The 19,228-nt window shown below is 73.8% G+C and carries 10 protein-coding genes; 9 read left to right on the top strand and 1 reads right to left on the bottom strand.

Features of this window, described 5'->3' with window-relative positions; genetic code table 11:
• A partial coding sequence (locus FLX08_RS20000) for a thiamine pyrophosphate-dependent dehydrogenase E1 component subunit alpha (RefSeq protein ID WP_244312769.1) occupies window positions 1–852 on the bottom strand: 852 nt, incomplete at its 3' end.
• 633 nt (window positions 853–1,485) lie between these two features.
• Here FLX08_RS20000 and FLX08_RS20005 point away from each other — a divergent pair.
• The 9 genes from FLX08_RS20005 to FLX08_RS20045 are packed head-to-tail and all read left to right on the top strand — an operon-like array spanning window position 1,486 to window position 19,165.
• Window positions 1,486–7,194: a non-ribosomal peptide synthetase/MFS transporter gene (locus FLX08_RS20005; RefSeq protein WP_208761551.1), complete on the top strand. Its 5,709-nt coding sequence runs from the start codon at window positions 1,486–1,488 to the stop codon at window positions 7,192–7,194.
• A complete protein-coding gene (locus tag FLX08_RS20010) occupies window positions 7,191–8,777 on the top strand; it encodes a class I adenylate-forming enzyme family protein (protein ID WP_142620406.1) in 1,587 nt (528 codons plus the stop codon). The genes FLX08_RS20005 and FLX08_RS20010 overlap by 4 nt, the downstream gene beginning before the upstream one ends.
• A 1-nt stretch (window position 8,778) precedes the next feature.
• Window positions 8,779–10,362 (top strand): condensation domain-containing protein, encoded by a 1,584-nt coding sequence (locus FLX08_RS20015; RefSeq protein ID WP_142620407.1) that lies wholly within the window; start codon window positions 8,779–8,781, stop codon window positions 10,360–10,362.
• Window positions 10,362–10,592, top strand: coding sequence for an acyl carrier protein (locus FLX08_RS20020; RefSeq protein WP_142620408.1), 231 nt, complete (start codon window positions 10,362–10,364; stop codon window positions 10,590–10,592). The genes FLX08_RS20015 and FLX08_RS20020 overlap by 1 nt, the downstream gene beginning before the upstream one ends.
• Window positions 10,589–12,454: a condensation domain-containing protein gene (locus tag FLX08_RS20025; protein WP_142620409.1), complete on the top strand. Its 1,866-nt coding sequence runs from the start codon at window positions 10,589–10,591 to the stop codon at window positions 12,452–12,454. The genes FLX08_RS20020 and FLX08_RS20025 overlap by 4 nt, the downstream gene beginning before the upstream one ends.
• The gene (locus FLX08_RS20030; RefSeq protein WP_142620410.1) at window positions 12,451–12,705 is read left to right on the top strand and encodes an MbtH family protein; all 255 of its coding nucleotides are present in this window, start codon (window positions 12,451–12,453) and stop codon (window positions 12,703–12,705) included. The genes FLX08_RS20025 and FLX08_RS20030 overlap by 4 nt, the downstream gene beginning before the upstream one ends.
• Window positions 12,702–14,117 (top strand): condensation domain-containing protein, encoded by a 1,416-nt coding sequence (locus tag FLX08_RS20035; RefSeq protein ID WP_167530492.1) that lies wholly within the window; start codon window positions 12,702–12,704, stop codon window positions 14,115–14,117. Before FLX08_RS20030 ends, FLX08_RS20035 begins: the two co-directional genes overlap by 4 nt.
• A gap of 12 nt (window positions 14,118–14,129) precedes the next feature.
• On the top strand, window positions 14,130–16,055 hold the full coding sequence (locus FLX08_RS20040; RefSeq protein WP_167530493.1) for a non-ribosomal peptide synthetase: 1,926 nt from the start codon (window positions 14,130–14,132) through the stop codon (window positions 16,053–16,055).
• Window positions 16,052–19,165: a non-ribosomal peptide synthetase gene (locus tag FLX08_RS20045; RefSeq protein ID WP_142620413.1), complete on the top strand. Its 3,114-nt coding sequence runs from the start codon at window positions 16,052–16,054 to the stop codon at window positions 19,163–19,165. The genes FLX08_RS20040 and FLX08_RS20045 overlap by 4 nt, the downstream gene beginning before the upstream one ends.
• Window positions 19,166–19,228: the final 63 nt, after the last annotated feature.

Here is a 19,228-nt window from a genome sequence, read left to right on the forward strand (position 1 = left end):
TCCCCCCGGCCGGGCGGAGACCTCGGCGACCACGCGTTCGACGAGCTCCCGCTGCTCGGCGTCGATCCGGGCGAACCGCTCGGGATCGGCCTCGGCGTACCGGTCGTACCAGTCGGACTCGCGGGCCCGGCGGATCTCCTCCGGCGGGCGGGTGTCGTCGCCCTTGCTGTGCGGTCCGAGGCGGTGGGTGGCGAACTCGACCACCAGCGGGGACGGCTCGGTCCGCACGGCCTCGACGAGCGGGGCGAGCGCCTGCCTGATCTCGCCGACGTCGGTGCCGGCGATGTGGTGGTGCCGCACCCCGAAGGCCGCCGCCCGGGCGGCGATCGTGCCCGCCATCTGCGCGGACGTGGGGGTCGACTGGGCGATGCCGTTGTGCTCGACCACGACGAGCAGCGGCACCCGCCAGAGGGACGCCATGTTCAGCGCCTCGTAGACGGCGCCCTCGCCCCAGGTGCCGTCTCCGATGTACGCGCAGGCGAGCGCTCCCGTGCCGGCCAGTTTGAGTGCCACCCCGGTCGCCACGGGCAGGCTCTCGCCCTGCACGCCGGTCGAAAGGAACCGCTGGTGGTAGATGTGCTGGCTGCCGCCGACGCCCCCGCACAGCGCGCCCTCCCGCCCCATGATCTCGGCGAGCAGGCCGTGCGGGTCGGGATGGCGGGCGAGGAAGTGGCCGTGCCCCCGGTGGTTGCTGAAGACGAAGTCGTCGTCGCGGAGCAGGGACGACACCGTGACCGGGATGTACTCCTGCCCGAGACAGGTGTGGGTGGTGCCGCTCAGCACGCCCTGCTCGAACAGGCGGAGCAGGGCGCGTTCGAAGTGCCGGATGAGCAGGAGTGAGCGGAGGTCCACGTCGTTCAGGGCATGCCCCGGGCTCCGGGACGGTGCAGCGGTGACGATCACAGGTGGTCCGCTCCTGGTGCGTCTCTGGTCGAGGTGGTGCGCTCGACGCCGGGCCCCGTCGCCAGGGAAAGGAGCACCACGGCATCCAGCACAGGAGCAGCGGCATCCGTTGACAGGAGCGCCAGCACCCTTCGACAGGAACATCCTGTTGAGGACCGTCCTGTCTGGGAGCGCTCCCACGGAGGGTAGGTGCGGTAAGAGGCCGTGTCAATCCCTGGCCGAACAGCAAATTTGGGAGATTACGACCGCATTGTCCGTGATCTGCGGCAATATCCTCACATTCACCGTCTTGGGGCTAATAACGGACAGAAACTTCCATGACACTTGACGAACGAAAGCCGTGATCCCTAGCCTCCACTGCCGTGGGAGCGTTCCCACTACCGCGTCCGAAAATGGGGGTTAAGGCGCGAGCGGCAGTGGATTCCGCGCCGCGCCAGGCACCAGTATGGAAGCTTCCGGCGGTGATTCCGCCGTCGGGTCGTTGGTCCGCGTCTTCGCAACGAATCGCCGGCGTGCCGAAGCGCAGAGCGCACAGAGGAATGCCATGTTCTTAATAAAAAATTCAACAGAGGTGCCGGCGTCGTGACCCGGACCGGCCTCTCACCGGCGAAGCAGGCGCTGCTGGCGCAGCGGCTCAGGGCCGGGAAAGCCGCGAGGGTCACCGTGCCGCCACGCCCGGCCGCCACCCACCCGCCGCTTTCGCACGCCCAGGAGCGCCTGTGGTTCCTGGAGCAGTACGCCCCGGGCACCACCGCCTACACCGTCGCCTTCGCCGTCCGGCTGGACGGCCATGAGATCGACGGCGAGGCTCTGGAGCGCGCGCTCGCCGAGGTGGCCCGGCGCCACGAGAGCCTGCGCACCCGGTTCGTCACCACCGACGACGGGACGCCCGAGATCGTGCTGGACGACGAGCCCCTGGTGGAGCTGCGGCTGGTGGAGCTGCGGCTGACGGAATCGGACGACCCCGCCGCCGCGCGGGAGGAGGTCCAGGCGGAGCTGGCCCGGCCGTTCGACCTGGCGACCGGCCCGCTGCTGCGGTTGCTCCTGGTCCGGCTCGGCGCCCGCGAGCACGTGCTGCTCCTGACCATGCACCACGCCGTCACCGACGGCTGGTCGTGCGACATCGTGCTGGAGGAGCTGCTCGCCCTCCACGAGGCGTACCGCACCGGCACCGACGCCGGTCTCGCCGACCCGCCCGTGCAGTACGGCGACTACGCGCTCTGGGAACGCGGACGGACCCACGAGGACGACATCCGCTACTGGCGGGAGCGGCTGGCCGGGCTGCCGCCGCTCGAACTTCCCACCGACCTGCCGCGCCCGCCCGAGCAGGGTTCCGCGGGAGCGGCCCACGGCGTCACGCTCGACCGCGAGCTGGCTGACGCGCTCACGGCGCTGGGCGCGGCGAACGGCGCGACTCTCTACATGACGCTGCTCGCCGCCTTCCAGGTGCTCCTCGCGCGCTACTCCGGCCAGGACGACTTCGCGGTGGGATCGCCCGTGTCGGGACGCGACCTGCCGGAGCTGGAGCGGGTCGTCGGGCTCTTCATCAACTCGCTGCCGATGCGGGCCGACCTGTCCGGCGACCCGACCTTCACCGAGCTGCTCGGCCGGGTGCGCGAGACGGCGCTGGACGCGTACACGCACCAGGAGCTGCCCTTCGACCGGCTGGTCGGCGAGCTCGGCGTCGAGCGCGACGTGAGCAGGTCGCCGGTGTTCCAGGTGATGTTCGCGCTGCAGAACTACCGGTCGGCCCCACTGCGCACCCAGGGCCTGACCATGTCGGCGTACCCGTTCGAGGTGACCGCCAGCCGGTTCGACCTCGCGCTCTACCTCATGGACCAGGGCGACGGCCTCTACGGCAACATCACCTACCGCACCGAGCTGTTCCGCCCGGCCACGATCGCGCGGATGGCGGAGTGCTTCGAGCATCTGCTCAGGTCGATCGTCGCCGATCCCGGCGCCCGGGTGTCCGACCTGGAGCTGCTCCCGGCGGCCGAGCGCGACCGCGTGCTCGCGTTCGCGGGAGCGGGCCCCGAGGCCCAGACGCCCCCGGCGGACGCGTTCGGCGGGGCGTCGTCGCTGCACGAGGCGATCGCCGCGCAGGCGGCCCGCACCCCGTCCGCGACCGCCGTCGCCTGCGGCGGCGACGCCCTCACGTACGCCGAGCTGGACGCGGCGGCCGACCGGCTCGCCCGGCGGCTGCGCGGGCTCGGCGTGGGGCGCGACGACCGTGTGGCGATCTGCCTGGAGCAGTCGGCCGGGCTCGCGGTCGCGGTGCTCGGCGTGCTCAAGGCGGGCGCGGCCTACCTGCCGCTCGACCCGGAGCACCCGCGTGGCCGGCTCGAGTTCGTCCTGGACGACGCCGCGGCGTCGATCGTCGTGACCAGCCCGGACCTGCGCGACCGGCTGCCGGACGACGTCACCGCCGTGTACCTCGGCGAGGAGGCGCCGGAGCCGGTCGATCCCTGGGAGCCCGCGACGCCGGGCGACCTCGCGTACGTGATCTACACCTCCGGCACCACCGGGCGGCCCAAGGGCGTCGCGGTGCAGCACCACGAGGTCATGGTCTATCTCGCCGGAGTGCGCGAGCGCCTGGGCGTGGAGCCCGGCTCGTCCTTCGCCCTGCTGCAGTCGCTCGCCTTCGACTTCGGCGTCACGGTCTTCTACCTGTGCCTGATGACCGGCGGCACGCTGCACCTGGTGCCCTCGCGCACCGCCGGTCCCGAGCTGGCGGAGATCTTCCGGCGGACCGGGATCGACTACCTCAAGATCACGCCGTCGCATCTGGCGGCGCTGCTCGCCGACGCCGGGCCCGGCGACCTGCTGCCCAGGAAGCTGCTGCTCCTGGGCGGCGAGGCGGCCCCGCGCGGCTGGGCGGCCGAGCTCGCGGCGCTGGGCCGCTGCCGGGTCGTCAACCACTACGGGCCGACCGAGGCCACCGTGGGCGTGACCACCTACGACGTCGCCCGGCTGCCCGCTCCCGACGGCCCGGCCGAGGCGAGCGTGAGCCTGCCGATCGGCTCGCCGCTGCCCGGGGCGCGGGCGTACGTGCTGGACGAGCGGCTGCGGCCGGTGCCCGCCGGAGTGCCGGGGGAGATCTACCTCGGCGGCGAGCGGCTGGCCCGCGGCTACCTGAACCGGCCGGCCCTGACCGCCGACCGGTTCCTGCCCGACCCGTACGGCCCGCCCGGGGCGCGCATGTACCGCACCGGCGACCTCGGCCGCTGGTCCGGCACGGGCGACCTGGAGTTCCTCGGCCGCCGCGACCTCCAGGTGAAGATCCGCGGCTATCGGGTCGAGCTCGGCGAGGTCGAGTCGGTGCTGGCCGACCATCCGGACGTCGCCCAGGCCGTGGCCGAGCCGCGCGGCGAGCAGCTCGTCGCCTACCTCGTCCCCGCCGTGGACGGCGCGCGGCCGGATACCGCGGACGTGCGCGCGTGGCTGGCCGACCGGCTGCCCGCGTACATGGTCCCCTCGCGGTACGCCTGGCTCGACGAGCTGCCGCTCAAGTCGCACGGCAAGGTGGACCGCTCGCGGCTGCCCGAGCCGGAGGCGGACGTCGCGGCGGCCGAATACGTCGCTCCGGCGCCCGGCCCCGAGGAGGACGTGGCCCGCGTCTGGGCGGAGGTGCTGGACGTCGAGCGCGTGGGGGCGCTCGACGACTTCTTCGCCCTGGGCGGCCACTCGCTGCTCGCGATGCGGGTCATCGCCCGGCTGCGCAAGGCGCATCCGGACCGGCGGATCACGGTGCTCGACGTGTTCAAGCACCGCACCGTCCGCGAGCTGGCCCGGCTGCTCACGGCCGAGGGGGACGTGCCGCGGTCGCTGCTGCACCGGCTCACCCCCGCCAGGGCCGCCACCACCACCCTGGTGTGCGTGCCGTACGGCGGGGGCAGCGCCGTGGTCTACCAGCCGCTCGCGGACGCGCTGCCGGACGACTGGGCGCTCTACTCGGTCGCCGTGCCCGGCCACGAGCTGGGGGAGGAGGCCCGGCCGTTCGACGAGGTCGTCGTCGACTGCGTGGCCGAGATCTCCGAGATCCTGGACAGGAACGGCGGCTCGCTCGTGCTGTACGGCCACTGCGGCCTCGGCGTCATGCTGTCCTCCGGGATCGCCCGGAGGCTGGAGGCGGACGGCCGCACCGTGGACGCGTTGTATCTCGGCGGGGTGTTCCCCTTCGCCCGGCCGGGCCGCGGCCTGAACTGGCTCGGGTCCTTCTTCGACCGCCTCACCAGCGACCAGCAGCGGGTCAACGCCCTGACCGCGGCCGGGCTCGACGTGGAGGAGCTGGGCCGGGAACAGGTCAAACTCATCGTGCGCAACCGCCGCGAAGGCACCCGCGCCGCCGAGCGCTACTTCACCCAGATCTTCGAGGAGGGCGGCGGCCCGGCGCTGCGCGCGCCGGTGATCGCCGTTGTCGGCGAACGCGACCCGGCGGCCGAGTTCTACCAGGAACGTTACAAGGAGTGGCACTGCCTGTCAGAGGAGACGGCGTGCGTCGTCCTCGACGAGGCCGGCCACTTCTTCCTGCGCTACCGCAACGAGGAGCTCGCCGAGATCGTCACCGGCATCCACCACGCGCTCGCCTCGGGGCGTACGGAGGGGATGGAGCGGGACGACAGCCGCACCTGGTGGCTGCAAGGTGTCTCGCGCCGCTCCGCCGAGGCGGGGGCCGGGACGGGCACGGCCGAGGGGGCCGCGGCGCAGGAGGCTGCCGGCGGTGTGGACGGTGCCGACAATGTGGATGGTGCCGGCGGTGTGGACGGTGCGGTGGAGACGCGGGTGCGGGTCGGCCCGCCGCCCAGCATGCGGCGCTTCCTCGTCGTCGCGGCCGGGCAGCTCGTCTCGATGACCGGGTCCGCGCTGACCGAGTTCGCCATCCCGCTGTGGATCTATCTCACCACCGGGTCGCTCGCCAGGTTCGCGCTGTTCTCCGTGCTCGGCCTGCTGCCCGGCATGCTCGTGGCCCCGCTGGCCGGCGCCATCGTCGACCGGTTCGACCGGCGCAAGGTCATGGTCGCCGGGGACGCCGCCGCCGGCGGCACCCAGCTCATGCTTGGACTGCTGCTGTGGACCGGCAACCTCCAGATCTGGCACATCTATCCGCTGCTGGTCTGCCTGTCCGTCGCGCTCACCTTCCAACGGCTCGCGTACGGCTCGGCGATCCCGCAGCTCGTGCCGAAACGGTTCCTCGGGCACGCCAACGGCGTCGTCCAGATGGCCACCGGCACCGCGCAGCTCATCGTGCCGCTGATCGCGGTCGGGCTGATGGCGGCGATCGGGCTGGAGGGCATCCTCGTCATCGACGTGGCCAGCTACGTCGTCGCCACGCTGACCGTCGCGCTGATCCGTTTCCCGGCGACGATGGCCTGGAAGCGGCGCGAGAGCGTGCTCGCCGAGATGCTGGGCGGGATCCGCCACTCCTGGGGCAACCGGGGCTTCCGCGCGATGCTGTTCTACTTCGCGGTGCTGAACATCTTCCTGTCCCCGCTGTTCATGATGATCTCGCCGCTGGTGCTGTCGTTCGGCACGCTGGCCGAGGTCGGCCGGGTGTCGTTCGCGGGCGGGCTCGGCGCCTTCCTCGGCGGCCTGGCCATGGCCGCGTGGGGCGGGCCGCGCCGCAGGCGCCTGCTCGGCGTGCTGCTGTCGACGCTCGCCCTGTCGGTGTTCTGCCTGCTGACCGGGCTGCGCCCCGACCTGTTCCTCATCGCGGTCGGCGCGTTCGGCATGTCGCTGTGCCTCACCCTGCTGAACGGCGTCTACGCCACGATCATCCAGGTCAAGGTGCCGCAGCGGTTCCACGGCCGGGTCATCGCGCTGAACACGCTGATCGCCTGGTCCACCCTGCCGATCGGATTCGGCCTGGTCGCCCCGTACGGCGCGCAGGTGTTCGAGCCGCTGCTCGCGCCGGACGGGCCGCTCGCGAACACGGCGGGCGTTCTGCTCGGCACCGGCGCCGGCCGCGGCATCGGCTTCATGTACGCCTGCTTCGGGGTGGCGATCGCGGTCATCGCGCTGGTCGCGCTGCGGATCCGGGTGCTGCGCCGGTTCGACGTCGAGGTGCCCGACGCCCTGCCGGACGACATCGTCGGCTACCAGGCGCTGACCGAACGCATCGCGGCGGCCCGTACGGACGTCAAGACGGACGCCCGGACAGGTGACACACGGACAGGTGACGCCCGGACAGGTGACACACGGACAGGTGACACACGGACAGGTGACACACGGACAGGTGGCACACGGACAGGCGACACGCGGGCGGCACGCGAGCCGGAGAAGGAGCACGCATGACGGGGACGCCGAGGACGACGCGTACGCCGAGGACGCCGAGGACGCGGGGCGTGCCCGCGCTCACCGTGCCGGAGCTGCTGCGGCTGCGCGCGGAGCAGGAGCCCGAGGGCGTCGCGATGATCGTCGAGGGGCACGGGACGCTCACCTTCGCCGAGTGGGACCGCAGGTCGGCGGCGCTCGCCGCCGGGCTGGCAGGCCGGGGCGTCGCCCCCGGCGACCGGGTGGCGCTGCACTTCGGCAGCCGCGACTGGATCGACTTCGCGGTGGCGTTCTTCGGGGTGCTCAAGGCGGGCGCGGTGGCCGTGCCCATGTCGGACCGGCTGGCTCCGGCCGAGCTACGCTACATGGCCGGCCACTGCGCGGCGTCGGCGGTGCTGCTCGGCCGCGATCTGACGGCGCCCGAGGGAGAGCACTGGACCGCGACCCCGGCGGAGCTGGAGGCCGGTTCCGACCCGGAGACGGCGCCGGAGACAGGGCCGGAAACGCCGCGGGTGCGGCCCGGCGACCTGGCGCAGATCCTCTACACCTCCGGCACGACCGGGCGGCCCAAGGGGGTCGGCGCCAGCCACGCCAACCTCGCCTACGGGTGCGTCACGCAGCCCAAGCACCGCAGGTTCGCCCACTCACGCCACCTGCTGCACGCCTTCCCGATCGGCACGAACGCCGGGCAGACCATGCTGATGAACGCGCTGGACGCGCGGCCGGCCGTGCTGACCCCGGCGAGGTTCACGCCCGGCCGGTTCGCCCGGCTGATCGAGACCTACCGCCCGGGCACCGTGTTCCTGGTGCCGTCCATGGCGATCGAGCTGCTCGACGCCGGGCTGCACGAGCGGCACGACATGTCCAGCGTGGTGCTGCTCGGGTCGGCGGCGGCCGCGCTTCCCCCCGCCCTGTCGGAGCGGCTGTCGGCGGCCTTCCCGAACGCGACCGTGACGAACTACTACACGTCCACCGAGGCCGCCCCCGCCCAGACGATCATGATTTACGACCGTACGCGGCCCGCCGCCCTGGGGCGGCCGGCGTTCGGGGGCTCGCTGCGCATCACGGACGAGGAGGGCAACCCGCTCCCGCCCGGGGAGACCGGCGAGGTGTGGATGCGGTCGCCCACCGCCACCCGGTCCTACTACGGCGACGCCGAGGCCAGCGCCCGGTCGTTCCGGGACGGCTGGGTGCGCATGGGCGACGTCGGATACGTGGACGCCGACGGCTACCTCTACCTCGTCGACCGGGAGAGCGACGTGGTGAAGAGCGGCGCGTTCAAGGTGTCCACGCTCCAGGTGGAGGCCGCGCTTCACGAGCACCCGGGGATCGCCGAGGCGGCCGTGTTCGGGCTCCCGCATCCGGTGCTGGGCTCCGTGCTCGGCGCCGCGATCGTGCCCAGGACGGCGGCACAGCCGGAGAGCCCCGGGCTGTCCGAGAGTGAGGTGCGCGCCTTCCTGATGGACCGGCTGGCCTGGCACGAGCTGCCCGAACGGGTCCTCGTGGTCGACAGCCTGCCCAGGAACCAGTCAGGCAAGGTCATCAAGAAGGAGCTGCCCGCGCTGCTGGGCGGCTCCGTGAGCAGCACGACGGAAGGCGAGTGAGATGTCACCGACACTCATCGGCGAGGGGGAGCAGGCCTCCCTCGCACAGCACGGCATGTGGATAACGGAACGGATGGGCTGCGGGGGCCGGGTGTACCACATGCCGCTGGCCATCCGCCTCGACGGCCCCCTCGACGTCGACCGGCTGCTGGCCGCGTGCCACGACGTCGTCCGCGCGCATCCCCAGCTGACCGCGGCCCTGGCGGAGCGGGACGGCGAGGTGCGCCTCGTGCCCGCCGCCGTGCCGCCGCCGATCGGCTTCGAGGACGCCTCCGGGTTCGAGGACGCGGGATATGAGGCCGGTGAGCTGGTCGACCGCGAGACGTCGCTCGCCCTGGACCTGGGCACCGGGCCGGCCGCCCGGTTCACGGTGTTCCGGCTCGCGCCGGAGCGGCACCTGCTCGTCTTCGTCGCCCACCACGCCGTCTTCGACGGCATGTCGAAGGACATCCTGGTGCGCGACCTGGCCGCCGCGTACGCCGGGCGGCCGGTGTCCGCCCTCCCCCTGACGCACGGCGAGATCGCCGAGCGGGAGAACGCCCGGGTGGCCGAGCTGCTCGGCGAGGCCGCCGAGTTCTGGCGCGGCCGCTGGAACGACCGGCAGGACCTGCGGCTGCCGGGGCTGTCCGGGGTCTCGGTCCGCGCCGCGGCCGGCGAGGCCGTCGACTTCGCGCTGCCTTCCGATCTCGCCGTCGCCGCCGACAAGCTGGGCGTCACCCGGTTCGAGCTGGTGCTCGCCGCCGTGCACACCCTGCTCACGGCGTACGGCAACGAGGACGCGGCCGTGGCCGTCGACCTGTCCACCAGGACCGAGGAGACGCGGGGACACATCGGCCTGTTCGTGAACGAGCTGCCGGTGCCCGCCCCCACGCCCTCCGGGAGGTTCGCCGACTTCGCCCGCACCGTACGCGACGAGCTGCGGGCCACCTACCGGTTCCGGCAGGTGCCGCTCGCGCGTGCCGTCGGCGGCGTGAGCCCGCGCACCGCGCTGACGCCGGTGTCGGTCAGCTACCGCAGGCGTGACGCCTCGACGCCGGAGTTCCCCGGCGTCGAGGCGTCGGTGGACTGGATGGCGTTCAACCAGGCGGTGCGCGGCACGCTGCACCTGCAGGTGGTGGACGCGCCGGACGGCGTCGCGGCCCGGCTGCAGTTCAACCCGCTCATGTTGAGCCGCTCCGGCTGCGAGAGCGTCGCCGGGCACCTGCTCGCGCTGCTGCGCGCGGTGGCCGCCGCCCCGGACGCCGACGTGGCCGACCTGCCGCTGCCGTCCCCGGTGGTCGCCAGTGCGGTCGAGTCGTCCTCCGGCCGGGCCGGGGAGCCGTCCGCCTCGGCGCGGGGCGGTGCGGCGGACGCCGTGCCGTACGTCGCGGAGGTGGGCGAGATCTGGCGCGAGGTGCTCGGCATGCCGGAGATCGGCCCGGACGAAGACCTGTTCGACCTCGGCGGGCACTCGCTGTCGATAACCCAGATCATCGCGAAGGTGCGCGAGCGCATGGACGTGGAGCTGTCCTTCGACGTGTTCTTCGACGACCCGACGATCAACGGGATCGCGGCGGAGGTCGCCCGGCTGCGGGAGGAGGCGTGATGCGGGAGCGCGTGGCCGAACTGGTGGCGAAGGCGAGCGGCGGCGACCTGGCCGTCGCCGACATCCTGGCGGCGGAGTGCAGCCTGCCCGCGCTCGGCCTCACCTCGATCGCCTACCTCCGGCTGATCGACCTGCTGGAGACCGAGTTCGACTGTGACGTCGACCTGGACGGCGGCCACCTCGACACGCTCGACGGCCTGGTCGAGCACATCGCGGGGCAGCGGAAGTGACCGCGGGCCCGCCGGCGCAGGTCACCGGTCTCACGCCACTGCCGCCGCGCACCGTGGAGTTCCGCGGCGCGCGGGGCGGGCAGGCCGCGCTGACCTGGGGCCAGCAGGGGATCTGGCGCTCCACGCAGTGGCTGGACGACGGCGACCCCTACTTCAACCTGGCCTGGACCCTGCCGGTGACCGGCGCGGCCGGTCTGGACGCCGTGCTGCGCGCCGTCGGCCGTCTCGTCGAGCGGCACGAGACGCTGCGCACGGCGTTCGTCCGCGTCCGGGACGACGCCGGGAACGACGCCGGGGAAGACCGCGAGGACACGATCCAGAGGGTGAGCCGCGAGGGCCGGCTCACCGTGGGCGTGTACGAGGCGGCGGCCAAGCCGATGAGCGCGGCCAAGGAGCTGGCCGCCGAGCTGGCCGCGACCGGGTTCGACTACGCGGCCGAGCTGCCGATCCGGTGCGCGGTCGTCTGCCGGCGGGGCCGGCCGCGTGCGCTGGCGCTCGCGTTGTCCCATCTCGCGCTCGACGGCTGGTCGCTGAACATGGTGGCCGCGGAGTGGCCGCGGCTCGTGGCCGGGGAGGACCTGCCCGGCCCGAGCCGGCAGCCGCTCGACCAGGCGGCCTTCGAACGGTCGGACCCGCCGCCCGGCGGCCAGGCGCTGCGGCGCTGGCGGACCGGTCTGGCGTCCGCCCCGCGTTCGATGTTCGACTTCCCGGTGCGGGAGCCCGAGGAGCCGCGCTTCGTCCGGCACGGGATGGACTCCCCGGCGGCGGCCGTCGCCGCCGAGGCGCTCGCCGCCCGGCACGACGTGACGACCTCCAGCGTGCTCACGGTCGCGAGCGCCGCGCTGCTGGCCGCCGTCACCGGGCACCGTACGGCGGCGCTGCAGCTCATCGTGTCGAACCGGCACCACCCGGGCATGGAGGCGATGGCCGGGCCCGCCGCCCAGGACGGGCTGTGCGTCATCGAGCTGGGCGCCGGCACGTTCGCCGACGCGCTGCGGCACGGGCACCGCAGGACCATGGCGACCTACCGGAACGGGCACTACGACCCCGCGCTCGTGCACGCCGCGTGGGACGCGGAGGCGTGGAGCCGCGGCGCCGACATCGACCTGGACGCGTTCTTCAACGACGTCAGGCAGGGGGGCCGCTGGCAGGGCCTGCCGCCGGTCGATCCCGGGGACGCCGGGGCGCTCGCCGCGCTGCGGGAGCGGACCCGCACGTTCTTCGTCGGCGCCTACTCGAAGGTCAAGGCGAGGATCTTCTTCGCCACCGGCCTGTCCCCGTCCACCTGCGAGTTCTACGTGCTGGTGGACACGGCCTTCCTGCCCGGCGACGTCGCCCCGCGGATGCTCACCGGCCTGGAGGAGCTGCTGGTCCGGGCGGTCTCCGAGGACGTGCCGCTGGACCAGGTCGCGAAGGTCGCGGGCCTGGACCCGGTGGCGCGCCCCTCCGGATGGACGGTGATCGGCCACGACTGGGTGGACGTGCCGGCGACCGAGGCGCTGCTGCGCCGCGCCTGCGGGACCGACCTGGCCGTGGTCGTGGTCGAGCACAAGGCGCAGGACGCCGGAGATGCGACCAGAGACAGCACCGGAGATGGGGCCGGCGACAAGGGCGGCGACAGGGACGCGCCCCGGCTGACGGGGTATCTCGTGGCCCGTCCCGGGCTGGACACGCCCGAGGCCGTCCACGCCGCCGTGATGCGCGCCGCGGCCGGCCGGACCGACGTGCTCGCCCCCCACCACTACGTCCTGTGCGCCGAGCCGCCGGCCGGCCCCGCGGGCTGGCCCGCCTGTCCCCGCCTGATCGAGGGCGGCGGCCGGGGCCCCGACATCAGCAATGACCGTCTTGGGAAGGTGACATGACCGACTCCCCGATGCTCGTGGTCGTCAACGACGAGGAGCAGTACTCCGTATGGTGGAGCGACCGCGAACCGCCCGCCGGGTGGCGGGCCACCGGTTTCGCGGGCACCCGGCAGGAATGCCTCGACCACATCGAGACCGTGTGGACCGACATGCGGCCGCGGAGCGTACGCGACCCGGAGACGCGGAGCGTACGCGACCCGGACACGCTGACCGTGCGCGACCCGGCGACGTCGAGCTCCCGGGACAGATGACCAGCGCGGAGCGCCGCGCCGCGCTGATCGAGAAGCTGGCCGGGCTGCCCCCCGAGCGGCGGGCGGCGCTGCTGCGCTCCCTCGGGGGCGCCCAGCGGGACCCCGGCGGACAGGAGTGGCCGCTGTCGCCGGGACAGGAGCGCCTGTGGTTCCTCAGCCGCTTCGACCCCGGCGACACCAGTTACAACACGCCCTGGTGCATGCGGCTGCGCGGGCCGCTCGACGTGGCCGCGCTGACCGCGGCGTTCACCCGGATCGTGGCGCGGCACGAGGTGCTGCGCACCCGCTTCCGGCTGCGCGGGGACGCACCCGTGCAGGTCGTGCTGCCGCCGGGGCCGGTGCCGGTGGAGCGGCTCGCGGTGTCCGGCGAGACGGACCTCGACCGGGTGCTGAAGGAGTTCGTCGAGCGCCCGTTCGACCTGGAGAACGCGCCTCCCCTGCGGGTCGGCCTGGCCGAGGCGGGCGAGGACGACGCGGTCGTGTGCATCGTCCTGCACCACATCGTGATGGACGGCTGGTCGCTCGACGTGCTCCTGCGCGAGCTCACGGAGTGCTACGCCGCCGGACGCGAGGGACGTGAGCCCGAGCTGCCGGACCTGCCCACGCAGTATCCCCGCTTCGCGGTGCAGGAGAGGCGGCGCGACCACACGGAGGGCCTGGCGCACTGGACGAGCCGCCTGGCCGGCGCCCCCGCGCTGGACCTTCCGGCCGACCGTCCCCGCCCCGCCCGCTGGTCGGGGCGCGGCGGACGCGAGGAGCTGCTCCTGCCGCCGGACGAGATCACGCCGCTGGAGAAGGTGGCCAGGAAGCGGCGCTGCACGTCCTTCATGGCCCTGGTCGCCGCCTACCAGGCCACCCTCGCCCTGGCGTCGGGGCAGACCGACTTCTGCGTCGGCGTGCCGGTGGCCGGCCGGTCGCGCAGCGAGCTGACGCCGCTGATCGGCTACTTCGGCAACACGATGGTGCTGCGTGCCGACCTGTCCGGCGACCCGTCGTTCCACGAGCTGCTCGACCGGGTGCGGGAGGCGACCCTGGCCGGGATGCGGCACGCGGAGGTGCCGTTCGAGCACGTGCTGGCCGCGCTGCGCGTCCCCCGCGACATCAGCAGGCCGCCGCTGTGCCAGGCCATGTTCAACCTGCACAACCTGCCCAAGGACGATCTGCTGGGGACCCGCATGGCCGACCTCGACCGGGAGGTCTACGTGGTCCCGCCCAGCCACACCAAGTCGGAGGTCTCGATGGACCTGTGGCGGGGCCCGGAAGGGCTGGGCGGCGTCTTCGACTACAGCAGCGATCTGTTCACGCCCGCGGCCGCGCGCCGCCTCCTCGGCGGCTTCGCCGAGGTCGTACGGCGTGCCGGGGCCGACCCTGACCTCCCGCTGTCCGCGCTGGGCGGCCCGTTCCCGAAGTGAAAGGTGTGGAAAGTGAGTGACGCGGTGAGCGGCGTGACCTTCCCTGATACGGCGCTCGCGCTGATCCGCCGGTGGCGTGACGCGAGCCCCGACGCGGTCGCGGTGAGCGGCGCCGACGGCGTGCTGACCTATCGGGAGCTGCACGACAGGGTCGACCGGCTGGCCGCGCTGCTGCGCGCCCGCGGCGTCGGCCCCGAGGTTCCGGTGGGCCTGTGCCTGGAGCGCTGCCCCGGCATGGTCGTCGCCCTGCTCGCCGTGTGGCGGGCCGGCGGCGCCTACGTGCCGCTCGACCCGGGCTTCCCCGAGGACCGGCTCCGGTTCATGCGGGAGGACGCGGGCATCCGGCTCGTGCTGGCCGGCCGGGGCGTCGAGTCGCGGCTGCTCGACGGCGTCCCCGACGTCGTCGAGCTCTCGCAGGACGGCGTTCCCGTCGCGGGCGGCGCGTCCGGCGGCGGTCAGGTGCCGGCCGACGGCCCGGTCGGTGACGCGATGGGCGACCTGGCCTACCTCATGTACACCTCCGGTTCCACCGGCAGGCCCAAGGGGGTCGCCGTCCCGCACGGCGCGGTGGTCAACCTGCTGGAGTCCTTCGCCTCCCTGCTGGAGCTCACCCCGCGGGACGCCTGGCTGGCGGTCACCACGCTGTCGTTCGACATCTCGGTGCTGGAGCTCCTGCTGCCGCTGACCTGCGGCGCACGGGTCGTGGTCGCGTCCGGGCACGAGACGGCGGACGGCCGCGCCCTGCGGGCGCGTGCCGTGACCGAGGCCGTCACGATCATGCAGGCGACCCCGGCGAGCTGGCGCATCCTGCTCGAATCCGGCGGAGTCCCCGAGAACATCGCGACCCGGCTGTGCGGGGGAGAGGCGCTGCCCCGCGACCTCGCCGACGCCCTCCTCGACGGCGGCGCCCGGCTCTGGAACGTGTACGGCCCGACCGAGACGACGGTCTGGTCGACGGCCGGGCGCGTCAGCCCGTCGCCCGCCCCCGTCGACCTGGGCGGGCCCATCGGCAACACGACCGTGCACATCCTCGGCCCCGACGGCCGTCCCGTGCCGCCCGGCGAGGCCGGCGAGCTGCACATCGGCGGCGCCGGCCTGGCCAGGGGATACCGCGGCATGCCGGGCCAGACGGCCGCCAGGTTCCTGCCCGACCCGTTCTCCGGCGTGCCGGGGGCCCGCCTGTACGCCACGGGCGACCTCGCCAGGATCGAGAACGGCAGGCTCTGCTACCTCGGCCGGGCCGACCAGCAGGTGAAGGTGCGCGGGTTCCGGATCGAGCTCGGCGAGATCGAGAGCGTGCTGCGGGCCGCGCCCGAGGTGGCCGACGCCGCCGTCGGCGTCTGCGACGGCCCCGACGGACTGCCGCGCCTGGTCGCCTACGTCGTGCGCGCGGCCGGAGAGGCCGGAGAGCCGGGGGAGCCCGGGGATGCAGGCCTGTGGCCGTCGCTGCGTGACCGGCTGCGCCGCGACGTGCCCGAATACATGGTGCCCGCGCACCTCGTGGTGCTGGACGCCCTGCCGCTCACTCCCAACGGCAAGCTCGACCGCAAATCCCTGCCCGTGCCCGAGTGGACCCGGGCGCGGAGCCGGCCCTACCGGCAACCGTCCACCGCTCTGGAGGAGGACCTCGCGGCGATGTGGGGGGAGGTGCTCGGCATCGCCGAGCCGGTCGGCGTCGACGACGACTTCTTCGAGCTGGGCGGGCACTCGCTGACGGCCACCCAGATCATCGCCAGGATCCAGGCGCGCTTCGCGACCAACGTGCCGATCGTGGTGTTGTTCGAGAACCCCACGGTGGCCGAGCTGGCGTCGGCGATGGACCGGCTCGACGACGACGACCTGGACCTCGCCGACATCGCCGCGCTTCGCGACGAGCTCGACGGCCTCAGCGCCGAGGACCTGGCGGCCGTGCTCGACGAGATGGCGTCGGACAAATGAGGGCGCCCCTGTCCCCGGGCCAGGAACGGCTCTGGCTGCTGCAGAGGCTCGACCCCGCCGACGCCTCCTACACGATGTACACCGTCCGCCGGCTGCGCGGACCTCTCGACGAGGCCGCCCTCGAAGGGGCGCTCGCCGACGTCGTGGCCCGCCACGAGGGCCTGCGCACCCGGTTCGAGGAGGAGGAAGGCGTTCCCTGGGCGGTCGCCGAGCCGCCGGGGTCGGCGGGGTCCGTCCCGCCGGTCGAACGGCTTCGGTCCGACGGCGAGGAGCACGCCCGGCGGCTCGTCGCCGAGCGGGTGAACGCGCCGTTCGACCTCGCCGAGGGCGTGCCGCTGCGCGTCGCGCTCATCACGATCGGCGCGCTCGACCACGTGCTGTGCGTCACGATGCACCACATCATCGGTGACGGCTGGTCGCTGGGGATCCTCTTCGACGACCTGGCGGAGTGCTACACCGCGCGCCTGCACGGGCGTGCGCCGAGCCTGGCGCCGCTGCCCGTCCAGCCGTCCGACTACGCCCGCTGGCAGCGCCGCCGCGCCGAGCGCGCGGTGCCCTACTGGCAGGAGCGGCTGGCCGATCCGCCGCCGCCCGACCTGCCCTGCGGCATGGGCAACGGGGGCGAGGGCCAGGGGGACTTCCAGGTCGTCCGGCTGGGCCGGGAGATCGCGGGCGAGCTGGACCGGCTCGCCCGCGAGAACAGGACCACGCTGTTCACCGTGCTCATGGCGGCCTACCAGGTGCTGCTCCACCGCCACACCGGCCACACCGACGTCCTCGTCGGCACGGCCGTGGCCGGGCGCGACCGGGTCGAGCTGGAGCCGATGATCGGTTATCTCTCGCAGACCGTCGTGCTGCGCGGCGACCTCGGCGGCGATCCGTCGTTCGCCGAGCTGCTGGGGCGCACCCGGCAGGAGGCGCTGACGGCCCTGAGCCGGCCCTCGGTGCCGTTCGAGCGGATCGGGCATCCCGCCGAGGCGCTGATGCCGACCATGTTCATCCTGCACACCCAGGACCTGGGACTCAGCCGGGCGTTCGGCGACCTGTCCGTCGGCTACTTCCCGGACGGATATCGGCAGGTCAAGCTCGGCCTGTACGCCGAGGCGTGGTTCGAGGACGGCGAGATCGTCGTGTCGTTCGGCCACGACGGGTCCAGCGGATCCCCGCACGAGGCGGAGGCCGTCCGCCGGCTCGCCGACCGTTTCCTGCTCCTGGTCGAATCGGCGGTGGCCGAGCCGCGTCGCCGGATCTCCGAGCTGCGCGTCTGGACCGGGGACGACGAGGCCGACATCCGCGCCATGGCCGGCGACGGCGCCGACGCCGCCGGGGCGTTGGTTCCCGAGACGGTTCCCGAGATGATCGCGGAGGTCGTCCGGCGCACGCCGGACGCCGTCGCCGTGGTCTGCGGGGAGACCGAGGTCACCTACGGCGAGCTGGACCGGCGGGCGGCGCGGCTCGCCGCCGCGCTGCGGGCCCGGGGCGTGCGCCCCGGCGACGTGGTCGGCGTCTGCCTGCCTCGCTCGGTCGAGGCGATCACCGCGTTGCTCGCCGTCTGGCGGGCCGGCGCGGCCTACCTGCCGTTCGAGCCGGAGGAGCCGGAGGAGCGGCTGGCCTTCTCGCTCGCGGACGCCGGGGCGACACATGTAATCACGACCCGGGCGCTGCCCGCCGGGCTCACCGCCGTCGGCCCGTCGGCCGGCGAGGACGAGGCGGCCACCGGCGACCCGGGCGAACCGGAGGAGACGAGCCCGGGCGACCTGGCCTACGTGATCTCCACCTCAGGCTCCACCGGCAGGCCCAAGGGCGTCGCCGTCGAGCACCGCGCCATCGCGGCCCGGATCCGATGGATGCGGGAGGAGTACGGCCTGGCGCCCGGAGACCGCGTCGTCCAGTTCGCGTCGCTGAGCTTCGACACCCACCTCGAAGAGGTCTTCCCCACCCTCGCCGCGGGCGCCGCCCTGGTGCTGCTGCCCGGCGGGGCGGCGACGCTGCCCGACCTGCTGGCCGCCCCGGGCGGCGAGCGGGTCACGATGCTCGACCTGCCCACCGCCTACTGGCACCACCTGGTCGAGGAGATCGACCAGATCGCCTGGCCGCCCGCGCTCCGCCTGGTCGTCATCGGCGGCGAGCAGGCGTCCGGCGGCGCGGTGACGCGGTGGCACGACCGGTTCGGCGACCGCGTCCGCCTGGTGAACACCTACGGCCCGACCGAGGCGGCGGTCATCGCGACCGCGACCGACCTCGGCGCGACGCCGTACGGCAGGCCCCCGATCGGCCGGCCGGTCGGCGCGACGACCGTCCACCTGCTCGACGCCGCCGGGGCGCCGGTGCCGAAGGGGGTGATCGGCGAGCTGGTCATCGGCGGCGCCGGGGTGGCGCGCGGTTATCTGCGCCGCCCGGCGCTCACGGCCGCCGCCTTCGTCCCCGACCCGCTCGGGCCGCCGGGATCGCGGAGATACCGCACCGGCGACCGGGCGCGCTGGAACCAGGACGGCACGCTGGAGTTCCTCGGACGGCTCGACGGGCAGCTCAAGGTCCGCGGCTTCCGCATCGAGCCGGGCGAGGTCGAGGCGCGGCTGCTCGACCATCCGGGCGTCGGCCAGGCGTTCGTCACGGTCCACGCCGAGGAACTGGTGGCGTACGTCACGGGGACCGCGACCGGGGAGGAGCTGGCCGGGCACCTCGCGCGGACCCTGCCCCGCCACCTCGTCCCGACCGCCTGGGTCGTCCTCGACGCGCTGCCGCTCACCAGCCGCGGCAAGGTGGACCGCGCGGCGCTGCCCGCGCCGGTGCGGGCCTCGTCGGCCGGGCACGTCGCGCCGAGCACGGACGCGGAGCTGCTGGTGGCCGAGATCTGGTCGGAGCTGCTCGGCGTGGACGCCATCGGCGTGAACGACGACTTCTTCACGCTGGGCGGGCACTCGCTGCTCGCGACGAGGATCGCGGCGCGGCTGCGCCGGGCGACCGGGGTGGAGGTCCCGGTGCGGACCATCTTCGAGCGGCGCACCGTGGCCGAGCTGGCGGTCGCGGTGGAGGACCTGCTGATGGCCGAGCTGGAGGAGATCTCGGACGAGGAGGCCGAGCGGCTGCTCTCGTCCGCCGACCTCTGACCGCGAGGCGGGCGCCCGTGTCGTCCGGGCGTCCGCCTCGTGTCGTCCGGGCGTCCGCCTCGT

Origin of the sequence: Microbispora hainanensis (genome assembly GCF_006874475.1) — a bacterium.
GTDB classification, from domain to species: domain Bacteria; phylum Actinomycetota; class Actinomycetes; order Streptosporangiales; family Streptosporangiaceae; genus Microbispora; species Microbispora hainanensis.